This is a genomic window from Desulfosalsimonas propionicica, assembly GCF_013761005.1.
Taxonomy (GTDB): Bacteria; Desulfobacterota; Desulfobacteria; order Desulfobacterales; family Desulfosalsimonadaceae; genus Desulfosalsimonas; species Desulfosalsimonas propionicica.
Window position 1 is genome coordinate 72,176 of record NZ_JACDUS010000003.1, and the last position, 12,392, is coordinate 84,567.

Sequence of the window (12,392 nt, forward strand, 5' to 3'; positions counted from 1 at the left end):
CGGGTCAAAGCCCCATGAACTTGGCGGCAATGTTTTTCATGATTTCATTTGTGCCGGCAAAAACGGGCATGACCCGAACGTCCCGGAAAGCCCGGACAATGGGGCAGGCCTCGCAGAAACCGTAGTCGCCGAACAGATCCGTGCAGCGCCGGGAGATACGCTTGGCCATATCCGTGATCCAGTACTTGGCCATGGAAGTGTCCACGATGGCCTGCTCGCCTGCCATGTGACCGGCAATGAGCTTGTCGAGAAACGTCCGGCCCAGTTTGACTTCTGTTGTCATCTCCACGATGGCAAATTGGGTGGCCTGGCTTTTGGACAAAGGTTTCTGGTTCCGGTCCGTGGTGTTTTTGCAGAAATCCGTGGTGATTTCCAGGATCAGTTCGGCTGCCGCCTGGGCGCAGATGGAGGTGACCAGCCGCTCCTGCTGGAGCTTTTCCATGAGCATGCCAAAGCCCGCCCCCTTTTGCCCCAGTCGGTTTTGCCCCGGGATCCGGCAGTTGGTGAAAAACAGTTCAGCAGTATCCTGGCTGTGAAATCCCATTTTTTCCAAATGCCGGCCCCGCTTGAAACCCGGGGTGCCGTCCTCGACAATATAGAGGGACAGGGCATTGTAAGGGTTGGGTTCGTCCGGGTCCTTTGCCGCCACAATGACCAGACCTGCGTTGATGCCGTTTGAGATAAAGGTTTTGGCCCCGTTTAGCTCGATTTCCCCGTTTTTCTGCGCTGCGGTGGTGGTCATGGAGGCCAGGTCGCTGCCGGCATCCGGCTCAGTCATGGCAACCGCGGCAATAATGTCGCCGGAAACGCAGCCGGGCAGATATTTTTTCTTCTGTTCCTCGCTGCCAAAGGCCTGGATATAGGGTACCACCACGTCTGAATGCAGGGCCGAGGCCAGGCCCGTGTGGTTGGTTTTGGCCATTTCCTCGGCTGCAATCACGGAATAGAGAAAATCGCCGCCCATGCCCCCGTATTCAGGCGAAACACCCGTGCACAGAAATCCGGCCCGGCCCAGTTTCTGCCAGGCCCATTTGGGGGTGATGTGATCGGCTTCCCACTGATGGGTCCAGGGCGTGATTTCTTTTTCCAGAAAGGCGCGCATCCGGCTGCGGAACCCGTGATGGTCGTCGGTGTAGGCAAGTATTTCCATGGCCCCTGATCCTTTCTGCATTACCTGAGTTTGCCGATAAGCCCGCCGGCAATCACGTCTTTTAGCACTGCGGGGCTGCCCAGAAAGATTTCCAGGGTTTTGGCGTCCCGGTAGAAATGCTCCACTTCGTATTCGGTCATGTATCCGTATCCCCCGAGCAATTGTACGGCCTCATCGGCAGCGGTCATGGCGGCATTGGCGGCCGTTAGCTTGGCTGCCGCCGCGGTTTTGGCATCGCAGGTGCCTTCATCAAAGGCTTTGGCCGCCTGATAGACGCTTAATCGGGCCGATTCCAGGCCGGCGGCCATGTCTGCCAGCTTGTGCCGGGTCACCTGGAATTGGGCCAGTTTTTTGCCGAACTGACTGCGCTGGCGCGTGTAATCCAGGGCCCGGTCAAAGGCGCCCTGACCGGTGCCCAGGGCCATGGCAGCAGCCTGGATCCGGGCCTGATTCAAAAACGACAGACTCCGGCCCAGGCCCTGGCCGGGGCTGCCGATTATGTTTTTTACGGAAACGGCTGCGTTTTGAAAACCAACATGGGCGAAATCCACCATGCCCGCGCCAAGGGTCGGGCCGGCCGATTCCGCGGTGACGCCCGGGGTATCAGCATCCACGATGATCAGGGATTGTCGGTCGCCGGTGTTAATGGCGCTGTCTGACGGGTCTGCATCTTCGCGGGTGGCGCACAGGACCACGTAAAACCCGGCTCTTGTTCCGTTTGGCACGTATGCCTTGTTGCCGTTGATAATCCAGTGATCTCCGCTGGCAGCGGCGGTTGTCTGTGTGCCGGAGATATCCGCGCCTGCCCCCGGTTCAAACAGGGCTGCACCAGCGCGCATCTTTCCGCCGGCCACGGGAGGCAGGTATTTTTCCGCCAGATTTTTCCGGCCAGGATCAAACAGGCATTCTGCGCCAAAACCCGACAGCATCAGGGCCATGCCTGCAGAGGCATCTTTTCTGCACATCTGCTCTGCAGCCAGCACGTACTCGAAAAGACCCATGCCGCCCCCGTCATATTCATCAGGGATGTGAATACCGGAAAACCCGAGCTGTGCGGCCTTTTTCCGTACACCGGCGGGCAGATCGCCGGTTTTCAGGGATTCAATGATCATTTCCCTGTCAAACTGTGCCCGGACAAATTCCCGGACCGCCTTCTGGATTTCCTTGTGTGATTTGTCGAGTTCAAAGTGCATATCCGGCTCCCTGAAAATCAAATAAATGCTTCCAGCAAATGATGGATAAACAATAAAAAAAACCGCCTCAAAAAGTCAAGGAATTTTTATCTGCCTGTGCGCTGAGAGAGTTACCGGCGCCTGTCGCCGGGATCCGGGGATGACAATGTTCGGATTTCAAGGCTGGCCAGCATGTCGCGCATTTGGGCCGATAGTTCCAGATACCTCCGCCGCAGTTCGTCCTGGTAATCTGTGTTGAGCTTGTTGATCTTGTGCTGCATCTGCTTGAGATACCGCATGCGGGTGTTCCAGAGTTTTTTCAGGGCGTTTAGCTGGTCTTCCGAGCTGTTTTGCACGGCCGTGGAGCAGTGATTCACCTTTTTGGTGAATTTGCGGTATTTTTTGTCCAGCACATCCGCAATTTTTTCCTTTTTCAGGGTTTGGCGGGTAATGGTGTGGTAGTGGTGCCCGTAGATGGAATAGGTGACGGCCTCTGCAAACAGGTCCCGGTTTTTAAACGCATTTCGCACCAGAAATTTGATGTAGTGAAACCCGTAAGCCGTAAAGGGCTGCCGGCAAAGGGAGCGGAAAAAAATTTTGAGGTCCGCGGCCCGCACCTTGCGCTGGTAATACTGCCTTTGCTCGATGCGGTCGAGCAGGTGGCTGCATCGGGCAAAATAGTTTTTCAGCCGGAAGCCGTAAAGATGCTTTAAAATTTTCCTGTAGCCCTGGCGCAGGGTCTGGGGATCCATCACGGTTTTAAAATTGGCCTGCATACTGTGGGTGTTGTTGCCGGCTGACTGGGATAAAATCCGGCCCTCGGCTTCCAGGCGCTGATACAGGCGCGTTCCCGGAAGGGCGTTTAACAGCCCGATCATGGCCTGGGGGATGGCATTTTCCTGGATAAACCGGATCTGCTGATCAAAGATGGCCGGCGTGTCATTGTCAAATCCAAGGATAAATCCGGCCAGCACCTCCAGGCCGTTTTGCTGAATGGTGCGTACCGCGGCTTCCATGTCGGATTTGAGGTTCTGGGTCTTTCCGGTTTCAGCCAGGGATTGCGGATCCGGGGTTTCAATGCCGATAAACACGGAGTTAAACCCGGCTTCTCGCATGCCGGTCATCAGGTCAGGGTCATCGGCGAGGTTGATGCTGGCCTCGGTATAGAAATGAAAGGGATAGTCCCGGTCCTGCTGCCATTGGATCAGGGCCGGCAGCAGTTCCTTTTTGACCCGGCGCTTGTTGCCGATAAAGTTGTCATCCACCAGAAACACGGCCCCTTCCCATCCCATGGAATACAGCGCATCGAGTTCTGCGGTCAGGCTTTGGGCGTCTTTGAGCCGGGGTTTGTTGCCATAGACGGTCCAGATGTCGCAAAATTCACAGTGAAAGGGACATCCCCGGGAATACTGGATGGACATGGAGCCATAAGCGCCAATATCGAGCAGGTCAAACCGGGGCGCCGGCAGCCGGGAGATATCCGGATGCGGGGGCATGTCATAAACAGCCGCGGCTGTTCCGGAGTCGAGTTCAGCCAGAAAGTCGCACAGGGTTTCATCGACTTCGCCGCGAAGGATATGGTCTGCCCCGCTGATTTCCTGCCAGGAGTTGGTGGCATAGGGGCCTCCGATAACCACGGTTTTGCCAATCTGGTTGCACCGCGCCACCACTTGCTCCATGGATTGTTTCTGCACGATCATGGCAGAGACAAACACCGCATCCGCCCATTGCAGCAGGTTGTCGTCCAGGGGGCCGACATTTAAATCCACCAGTTTCAGCTCCCGGTCTGCCGGAAACAGCGCGGCGATGGTCAAAAGGCCCAAAGGCGGCATGGCGCTTTTTTTCTTGATAAAGCCAAGGGCGTGTTTATAGCTCCAATAGGTGTTGGAGGGCACTTCCGGATAAACCAGCAGGATGTTTTGATGAGTGGCCATGGGGTGTTCCTTGTTAAGATGGGGTTTAAATGAAACTTCCTTTATTTGTTGATCATAACCATTTGCCCCCCTTTTGACAAGTCCCCCCTTTGGCTATTGCCCTTGCATTTGCTGCCATTGATGAATCATTTTTACGTCCTGTGCAATATCTCGTCCGGTTGTGGTCAGGTAATTGCCGGTCATGATCCCGTTGGCGCCGGCAGCAAATATCCAGGACTGAAAATCGCCCAGGGTGACATGCCGGCCTCCGCAGATGGTGATGTCTTTTTCCGGATTGATCAGCCGGAACAGGGCGATGGTTTTCAGGGCTTCTGCCACGGACAAAAGGGGCTGGTCAGCCATTCTGGTCCCGGCAATGGGATTGATGAAGTTTAAGGGGATTTTCTCAACCCCGATTTCCCGGAGGGTTACGGCCAGCTCAATTCTTTGGGCCCGGGTTTCGCCAAGGCCCATAATGCCCCCGGCACAAACGGCAAGTCCGGTGTTTGCCGCAGCCCGTATGGATTCAATGTCTGCATCGTATTCATGGGTGGTGCAGACCTGTCTGAAATGGCTGCGCGCGGTTTCCAGGTTGTGGTGATAGTTGCGGATACCGCTTTGCCTGAGCAGCTGCGCCTGTTTTTGGGTGAGCATTCCCAGGGATCCGCACAGGGTCAAATGCGTGCGCGAGCCGATTGTTTCCGCAGCCCGGCAGATGGTGTCAATTTCCTGGTCTGAAAGAAAAAGCCCGCTGGTGACCATTGAGAAATGGGTCATTTGCGCGTCTTCCATTTCCAGGGCGCGCGTTATCATTTCTTTTTCCGACATCAGGGGATAGGTGTCCACCCCGGTGTCATGGTGACCGGACTGGGCGCAGAATGCACAATCCTGGGAGCATTTGCCGGATTTGGCATTAATGATGGAGCAGGTGAAAATCTCGTTTCCCTTGAAATGCCTGCGTACCCGGTCGGCCGCCCAAATCAGGTCCATGAACGCTGCCCCGTCTGCCCCGGCCAGTTGGAGCGCCTGGTCTTCACTGATCCCGGCGGGCGGATCGGACAGGATTTTTTCTGTCAGATCCGCCGTGCTGCAGGCATTGGATGTATCAGCCGGGGTTTTCATATTTTGCCCGCCTGGACCAGTTTGGCAAAATGGGCAAAGGAGCGGTCATAGGTGGCCTCGGCCTCTGCCGGAAAACAGCAGGCCGGCAGCTGGCGGCTTTTGAGATGATATGCGATGCATTCACAGCAGATTCCCTTGCGCTGGCAGGGTTCATATGTGCAGTTGCAGCCGGAAAGGTTTTGTTCCTGTTTGCATTCCATGGGTCATGCCTCCCTGAATGATTCGGGTTCCTGATATTCTGCTGTTCTTTGTAGCAGGATTTCAGCACAGTGAAAACGTCATCTATACCAGAAATGTTTGTTGCGGCACAATGGTATAGCCATGGATTTGACAATTCCCGGATGATTTTTTTTAGCCCGGCGGCAGGCATTTTCCAGGGAACTCCCTTTTTTACGTTATACCGAAATTGCACTGCTTTGCCCTGACGGCGGCGCGGAAAAGCGGGTTTCCGAGCGGAAATTGAGGCTCCAGGAGGCTCCTGAAGCGAGGAAACTTGCTTTTTCGTGCAGCCGATCAGCCAGGGCGTTTATGATTTTTTTTTCTGCAAGAATACCGTTGCAGCAGGATAAACAGTTTTTTGCGGTTTTCGCATGGGGCCGGGCAGGTGGCGGTTTGCTCCCTGCTGACCGCTTTCGCGCTCAATGCGACTCGCAACCCCCCCCTGTCCGGCCCCATGGCCAGCTGCCTTCGAAATCTTCCTGTTCAATTTTTTTGGGAACTGACGAAGGGTTTCTCCATGTGCCCTGAAGCCGGTCCGACCCTGGCGGGCGCATTGCACGTTGGGCCGGCCAGCAGTTCTTGGCGAAGCGGAGCGGCCGCGGCCGAATTACTTCGGCCGCAGCGAAGCAAGCCTTAGAACTGCCCGGCCCGAGTGCGCGAACGCCAGGGTCGGACCGGCTTCAGGGCACATGCGACGGGGCTGCAGTGACAATCAGGCCTGTGCCGGTTTTGAGGTTGTTTAAAAGCCGGTTCTGTCAGCCTGGACAGCACTTGTAATAACGCTTGACAATTTTTGGAAAAAAAGAAAAAATTATAGGTTATGTTTTTTTAAAAGCGTTGATGGGCGGCCGTTTTCGGCTGCGGGCGAAGTGAACATGGCAGTAAAGGGCAGATACAATGAATCCAATTGCAGCACAGTTAAATGAAATAATTGAGCAGGGCAACGCCCATTTGATGGAAATGCTTTCCAGCGTGGGCAGGGAGCTGTTTTTTCCAAAAGGGATCCTTTCCCAGAGTGCAGAGGCCAAACAGAAGGCCACGCGTTTGAATGCCACCATCGGTATTGCCAGACAAGGCGACAGCGCCATGGTGCTGCCTTCGGTGATGCGCTCGGTTGCCGGCCTGGCACCTGAGCAGTCCGTGACCTACGCCCCCTCCTTTGGCATACCGCAGCTGCGAAGCACCTGGCAGAAGGAAATATATGAGAAAAATCCGTCGCTTGCCGGCAAAACCGTGAGCCTGCCCGTGGTGACAAACGGGATTACCCATGCCATCAGCATTTTTGCCGATGTGTGGACAGATCCGGGTGATGTGATTGTTTTGCCCGAGATGATGTGGGGCAATTACAATATGATTTTCGGGGTGAGAAAAAAGGCGCGCATCTCCCAATACCCGATTTTTACCGAAACAGGCGGCTATAACGTGGAGGCCCTGGCCGACTGCCTGAAAAAGGAGGCCCGGGAAAACCAGAAAATCACCGTGCTGCTCAATTTCCCCCACAATCCCACGGGCTATACCCTCACGGAAACAGAAGCCGATCAGGTGGTGGCCGTGCTCACCGAACTGGCCGGGGCCGGCACCAATGTCATTGTTGTCTGCGATGACGCCTATTTCGGCTTGTTTTACGAGGACGGAATTTTAAAGGAATCGATCTTTTCCCGGCTGTGCGGATGCCATCCCCGCCTGCTGGCCGTCAAGCTCGACGGGGCCACCAAGGAAAATTATGTCTGGGGCCTGCGGGTGGGCTTTATCACTTACGGGGCGGTCATTGACGGTGATGCCGCAGAGGTCTTTGACGTCCTTGAGCGCAAAACCGCCGGGTGCGTGCGCGGCAATATTTCCAATGCCTCGCATTTGAGCCAGTCCATTGTGGTAAAATCCATGCAGGATGAAAATTACCAGGCGGAAAAGCATGACAGATACGAACTGCTCCGGGCCCGGGCCGAAACCGTGAAACAGGTACTGGCAGATCCCAAATATGATTCTGCCTGGGATGTTTATCCCTTTAACTCCGGTTATTTCATGTGCATCCGGTTAAAGACCGTGGAGGCGGAAACATTGCGGGTGCACCTGCTTGATCACTACGGGGTGGGGCTGATTGCACTGGGCAGATACGATCTGCGGGTGGCCTTTTCCTGTCTGGAAAAAGATGATATCCGCACCCTGTTTGACATTGTGCATCAGGGAATTGCGGATTTGACCCGGGATACGGGATAATCCGGGCCGGTTTGTTTGCACGGCCGCATATGCCGGAAAGAAGATAGCGTGGCACAGCAGCATCGTATTCATCAACTGGCGGTTTTGCTAAAGCAGCGGATCCGGTCTGTCAACCTTGCCCGGGCGGGCAAGTGGAGCCTTTTTTTTGTTCTCATCGGCATTATTGCCGGCACCGGCTCCATTATTTTCCAGTATCTGTGCCAGCTCGGAGCCCATGTGTTCATGGACTGGATGGCCGGTTACCGCCCCCCGCAGCCGGCCGGGGAAGGACATATCCTGCCGCCTACCGCCACGGTGTTCAATCGCTGGATTCTTTTGTTTCTGCCGGCTGTCGGCGGATTGTTAAGCGGCTGGATCGTTTACCGGTTTGCCCCGGAGGCCGAAGGCCACGGCACGGATGCAGCTATTGAGGCCTATCACCAGAAGGGCGGGTTCATGCGCTCCCGGGTACCGATTGTCAAAACGATTGCCTCGGCCATTACCCTGACCACCGGCGGTTCCGGCGGAAGGGAAGGGCCCATTGCACAGATCGGGGCGGGTTTCGGCTCTTTTATGGCCACCAAACTCAAGCTGTCGGAGCGCGAGCGCCGAATCATGCTGGCCGCAGGCATCGGCGCAGGGGTGGGCAGTATTTTCCGGGCACCGCTGGCAGGGGCGCTGTTTGCCTCGGAAGTGCTTTACAGCGACCCGGATTTTGAATCCGAGGTCATCATCCCGGCCGGAATTTCCTCGGTGGTGGCCTATTGCCTGTTCTCCCTGGTATTCGGCTGGGGCACCCTGTTTGATTCGCCCGAATTCAGGTTCCAGAACCCCCTGGAACTCGGTCCCTATATTGTTCTGGCCCTGGTGCTGTCGGTTTTGAGCCTCTGCTATGTCACATCCTTTTACGGGGTTACGGATCTGTTTAAGAAAATCCGGATTCCCAATCATGTCAAGCCGGCCATCGGCGGGATGCTAACCGGCATGGTCGGATTTTACCTGCCCTCCACCCTGGCGTTTGGCTATGGTTACGCACAGCAGGCCATTTTCAATGAACTGGCCATCTCTGTTTTGCTGGCCCTGGCCCTGGGAAAGATCCTCACCACCTCCTTTACCATCGGCTCCGGGGGCAGCGGGGGCGTGTTCGGGCCTTCAGTGGTCATTGGCGGGGCCATGGGCGGAGTGGTGGGAAAACTGTTTCACCAGCTGATCCCCGGTGTTGTCACCAGCCCAGGTGCTTTTGTGGTGGTGGGCATGGCGGGGTTTTTCACGGCCGTGTCCAACGCGCCCATTTCCACCATTATTTTTGTCAGCGAGATGACCAATTCCTATGAACTCCTTCTGCCCAGCCTGTTTGTCTGCTCCATCTGCTATGTGACATCCCGGCGCTGGAGCATTTACCGCAAGCAGGTCAAAAACCGGGTGGCATCGCCGGCCCATGCCGGAGAATTCATGGTGGACGTGCTCCAGTTGATCAAGGTGCGGGATCTGATGCACCTGGTGCGAAAGGTCCCCACCATTCCCGAGCACATGCCGTTTCAACAGTTCAAGGTGTTTTTTTCCCAGACAAAGCAGCATTATTTTCCGGTCATGGACGAGGAAAACCGTATGAGGGGGATTTTTTCAAGCACGGACATCCGGGGGGTTTTGTTTTCCCCGGAAATCGAGCACCTGGTGGTCATGCGCGATATTGCCACCTCCACCGTGGTGGCCACCACGGCTTCCGAAGATTTAAATACCGTGCTGCAAAAGATGACCACCAAAAACATTGACAGCCTGCCAGTGGTTTCCGAGGAAGACGCGCATGTACTGCTGGGCATGCTTGACAGAAGGGATGTGATTGCCTTCTACAACCGGCAGGTGCAGCGCTTAAAGGCCGGAGAACTGGGACCGCAGGGGGCATGAAGCCATTTTTTTAGTATTCCACGTCTACAAGAAACAGGCCGTGGGCCGGGGCCGTGGCACCGGCGTGGCTGCGGTCTTTGGAATCCAGGATGGCCGGCATTTCTTCCGGGGTCATTCGCCCCAGGCCCGTTTCAACCAGGGTACCCAGGATGTTTCTGACCATGTAGCGGAGAAATCCGTTTGCGGTGATTTCAAAGATGATCTGCGGGTCTTTGGCATCTGTAAGAAACCGGGCCGTAGAAATTGTCCGGATGCTGTGGGATCTGGGGCTGCCGGTGTTTTCAAATGCGCCAAAATCATGGGTGCCTTTGACATGCCGGGCGGCCTGCACCATGGCTTTAATGTCTATGGGTTTTGCAATGTGCCAGGCATACTGCCGGCCGATGGCCGGGGCCAGGGGGCGGTTTAAGATATAGTAACGATAGGTTTTCTGCCTGACATCATAGCGGGCGTGAAAGGTCTCTGATTCGCGGGTGCAGGAACGGATGACAATGTCTTCGGGCAGCAGGCTGTTTAGCCCGGAGAAAAAAGCATCCGGCGTGAGGCGGGTCTGGCAGCGGAAATGGGCGCTTTGGCCCAGGGCGTGCACCCCTGCATCTGTCCGGCCCGATCCCGTGACCCGGACGGGCTGGCGGGTCATGGTAAAAAGGGCTTTTTCAATTTGGCCCTGGATGGTGCGACCGGTTTTCTGGATCTGCCAGCCGTTGAAATCCGTGCCGTCGTATTCCACAATGAGTTTGAAGGTCTGCATAAAAACAATTTCTAATCCGGATCAAACCGGATTGCAAGGGATATAGAAGGAGCGATGCCAATGGTTAAGGGATTTCGCGCGGCAGCCGTATGTGCGGGGTTAAAGAAAAACGGAAAAAAGGACCTGGCCCTGATTGTCTCGGATCCCCCTGCTGCCGCAGCCGGGGTGTTTACCCAAAACCGGGTCCAGGCCGCACCTGTGCGCCTTGACAAGCAGCGCCTGAGCAGCGGGGTGTGCCGGGCCATTATTGTCAACAGCGGCAATGCCAACTGCTGTACCGGCGATCAGGGCATGGAAGATGCCCGCGCCATGACCCGGCTGGCCGCAGAAGCCATCAACGCTGATGATGCGCATGTTATGGCCGCCTCCACGGGTGTGATCGGCCAACCCCTGAACATGGACAAAATCCGGGCTGCCGTACCCGGTCTTGCGGGCGGGCTTTCTCCGGATGGGTTTGAGGCGGCAGCCGAGGCCATTATGACCACAGATACCCGGCCCAAACTGGTTTCCGGGCAGGGGCAGATGGGGGAAAAAACCTACAGCCTGGCGGCCATGGCCAAGGGCTCGGGCATGATCCGGCCGGACATGGCCACCATGCTTTGCTTTGTGTGCACGGATCTTGAAATCGCGGCTGTGGATCTGCAGCAGGCCCTGGTTTCTGCAAACGAGGCTTCTTTTAACCGCATCACAATAGACGGAGATACCAGCACCAATGACACGGTGCTGGTGCTGGCAAACGGCCAGAGCGGAGCGCAGGCAAAAACGCCTGCGGATTTGCGGGCGTTTGCTGAATTGCTGGAAAATGTCCTGGGAAAACTGGCCCGAATGATCGTAGAAGACGGGGAGGGGGCCACCAAGTGCGTGGAAATTTCCGTGATCAATGCAGAGTCCCGGGAAAATGCCCGGCAGATGGCCGATACCGTGGCCAATTCCAGCCTGGTGAAAACCGCTTTTTTTGGCGAGGACGCCAACTGGGGCCGGATCATTGCGGCTCTGGGCCGGGCCGGGGTAAAATTTGACCCGGACGCCGTGGATATCTGGTTTGATGACGTGAAAATTGTGGAAAAGGGCATGGGCTGCGGTGATACGGCCGAGGCCGCGGCCACTGAAGTGCTGCGGAAAAAAACCTTTGTTGTTACCATTGACGTGAAATCCGGCTCGCAGCAGGCCGCGGTGCTCACCTGTGATTTTTCCGTGGATTACGTGAAAATCAACGCGGATTACCGGTCCTGATCATGGCACCCAAAGAGGAAAAAAAACGGGTCCGCCTCCAGAAGTTTATGGCTGATGCCGGTATCTGCTCCCGCCGGAGGGCGGAAGATTATATCCGAAAGGGCTTGGTGCAGGTAAACGGGCAAACGGTTACCCAAATGGGCACCACCGTGGATCCGGATACCGATCGGGTGGAAGTATCCGGCAAACCCGTTGTCCCGGCCCGGCAGGAGGTATATATCATGCTCAACAAGCCTGCGGGCTATATCTGCTCCTGCAGCCAGCCGGGCCGGAAAATCGTGCTGGATCTGGTTGATGTGGATCAGCGGGTCTTTCCCGTGGGCCGGCTGGATCGCGATTCCACGGGTCTGGTTTTGCTCACCAGCGACGGCCGGATTCATCATCGCCTGGCCCACCCGTCATTTGACCATGAAAAGCAATATGAGGTGGCAGTCGACCGACCGGTTTCTGATGCAAAACTCGATGAGCTGCGCTGCGGGGTGAAGCTGTCCGACGGCATGACCCGGCCGGCAGAGGTACTGCGCCATGGCGAAAAAAGTTTTGACATCACCCTGCAGGAAGGCCGCAACCGGCAGATCCGGCGCATGGCCGAGGCCGTGGGCTGCAAGGTGGTCCGCCTGCACAGAATCCGCATGGGCCCGGTTTGGCTAAAGGATCTGCCACCCGGTCAGTGGCGCCACCTGACAGAGGCAGAACAGCGGAAGTTGCTCAATTCCTGCGGCCTGTAGTCG

At 56.1% G+C, this 12,392-nt stretch carries 10 protein-coding genes; 4 read left to right on the plus strand and 6 right to left on the minus strand.

Annotation, left to right across the window (positions count from 1 at the left end; genetic code table 11):
• Nucleotides 1-4 precede the first annotated feature (4 nt).
• The 5 genes from HNR65_RS06340 to HNR65_RS06360 form a co-directional block, all read right to left on the minus strand.
• Nucleotides 5-1,150, minus strand: coding sequence for an acyl-CoA dehydrogenase family protein (locus HNR65_RS06340; RefSeq protein ID WP_181550640.1), 1,146 nt, complete (start codon nucleotides 1,148-1,150; stop codon nucleotides 5-7).
• 20 nt (nucleotides 1,151-1,170) lie between these two features.
• Nucleotides 1,171-2,343: an acyl-CoA dehydrogenase family protein gene (locus HNR65_RS06345; protein ID WP_181550641.1), complete on the minus strand. Its 1,173-nt coding sequence runs from the start codon at nucleotides 2,341-2,343 to the stop codon at nucleotides 1,171-1,173.
• 110 nt (nucleotides 2,344-2,453) lie between these two features.
• Entirely contained in the window at nucleotides 2,454-4,256 is a 1,803-nt protein-coding gene (locus HNR65_RS06350) for a B12-binding domain-containing radical SAM protein (RefSeq protein ID WP_181550642.1), read from the minus strand.
• Nucleotides 4,257-4,349: 93 nt separating this feature from the next.
• Nucleotides 4,350-5,357: a biotin synthase BioB gene (gene bioB, locus HNR65_RS06355; RefSeq protein WP_181550643.1), complete on the minus strand. Its 1,008-nt coding sequence runs from the start codon at nucleotides 5,355-5,357 to the stop codon at nucleotides 4,350-4,352.
• Nucleotides 5,354-5,557 carry a DUF6485 family protein gene (locus HNR65_RS06360; RefSeq protein ID WP_181550644.1) on the minus strand — a complete coding sequence of 68 codons (204 nt, stop codon included), beginning with the start codon at nucleotides 5,555-5,557 and terminating at the stop codon, nucleotides 5,354-5,356. Before HNR65_RS06360 ends, bioB begins: the two co-directional genes overlap by 4 nt.
• A 916-nt stretch (nucleotides 5,558-6,473) precedes the next feature.
• Here HNR65_RS06360 and HNR65_RS06365 point away from each other — a divergent pair.
• Together HNR65_RS06365 and HNR65_RS06370 are read left to right on the plus strand one after the other, a co-directional pair.
• The gene (locus HNR65_RS06365; RefSeq protein ID WP_181550645.1) at nucleotides 6,474-7,793 is read left to right on the plus strand and encodes an aminotransferase class I/II-fold pyridoxal phosphate-dependent enzyme; all 1,320 of its coding nucleotides are present in this window, start codon (nucleotides 6,474-6,476) and stop codon (nucleotides 7,791-7,793) included.
• Nucleotides 7,794-7,841: 48 nt separating this feature from the next.
• Nucleotides 7,842-9,677 carry a chloride channel protein gene (locus HNR65_RS06370; RefSeq protein ID WP_332309017.1) on the plus strand — a complete coding sequence of 612 codons (1,836 nt, stop codon included), beginning with the start codon at nucleotides 7,842-7,844 and terminating at the stop codon, nucleotides 9,675-9,677.
• Nucleotides 9,678-9,687: 10 nt separating this feature from the next.
• Here the strand turns inward: HNR65_RS06370 and truA are convergent, their stop codons facing one another.
• A complete protein-coding gene (gene truA / locus HNR65_RS06375; protein ID WP_181550646.1) occupies nucleotides 9,688-10,428 on the minus strand; it encodes a tRNA pseudouridine(38-40) synthase TruA in 741 nt (246 codons plus the stop codon).
• 54 nt (nucleotides 10,429-10,482) lie between these two features.
• Here truA and argJ point away from each other — a divergent pair, with 54 nt between their 5' ends.
• Both argJ and HNR65_RS06385 read left to right on the plus strand, forming a co-directional pair.
• On the plus strand, nucleotides 10,483-11,661 hold the full coding sequence (gene argJ, locus HNR65_RS06380) for a bifunctional glutamate N-acetyltransferase/amino-acid acetyltransferase ArgJ (protein ID WP_181550647.1): 1,179 nt from the start codon (nucleotides 10,483-10,485) through the stop codon (nucleotides 11,659-11,661).
• Nucleotides 11,662-11,663: 2 nt separating this feature from the next.
• On the plus strand, nucleotides 11,664-12,389 hold the full coding sequence (locus HNR65_RS06385; protein WP_181550648.1) for a pseudouridine synthase: 726 nt from the start codon (nucleotides 11,664-11,666) through the stop codon (nucleotides 12,387-12,389).
• Nucleotides 12,390-12,392: the final 3 nt, after the last annotated feature.

Bases quoted from the DNA above. Each gene is read 5' to 3' on its own strand.
- HNR65_RS06340 (WP_181550640.1), bottom strand. From the start codon at position 1,150: ATGGAAATACTTGCCTACACCGACGACCATCACGGGTTCCGCAGCCGG.
- HNR65_RS06345 (WP_181550641.1), bottom strand. From the start codon at position 2,343: ATGCACTTTGAACTCGACAAATCACACAAGGAAATCCAGAAGGCGGTC.
- HNR65_RS06350 (WP_181550642.1), bottom strand. From the start codon at position 4,256: ATGGCCACTCATCAAAACATCCTGCTGGTTTATCCGGAAGTGCCCTCC.
- bioB (WP_181550643.1), bottom strand. From the start codon at position 5,357: ATGAAAACCCCGGCTGATACATCCAATGCCTGCAGCACGGCGGATCTG.
- HNR65_RS06360 (WP_181550644.1), bottom strand. From the start codon at position 5,557: ATGGAATGCAAACAGGAACAAAACCTTTCCGGCTGCAACTGCACATAT.
- HNR65_RS06365 (WP_181550645.1), top strand. From the start codon at position 6,474: ATGAATCCAATTGCAGCACAGTTAAATGAAATAATTGAGCAGGGCAAC.
- truA (WP_181550646.1), bottom strand. From the start codon at position 10,428: ATGCAGACCTTCAAACTCATTGTGGAATACGACGGCACGGATTTCAAC.
- argJ (WP_181550647.1), top strand. From the start codon at position 10,483: ATGCCAATGGTTAAGGGATTTCGCGCGGCAGCCGTATGTGCGGGGTTA.
- HNR65_RS06385 (WP_181550648.1), top strand. From the start codon at position 11,664: ATGGCACCCAAAGAGGAAAAAAAACGGGTCCGCCTCCAGAAGTTTATG.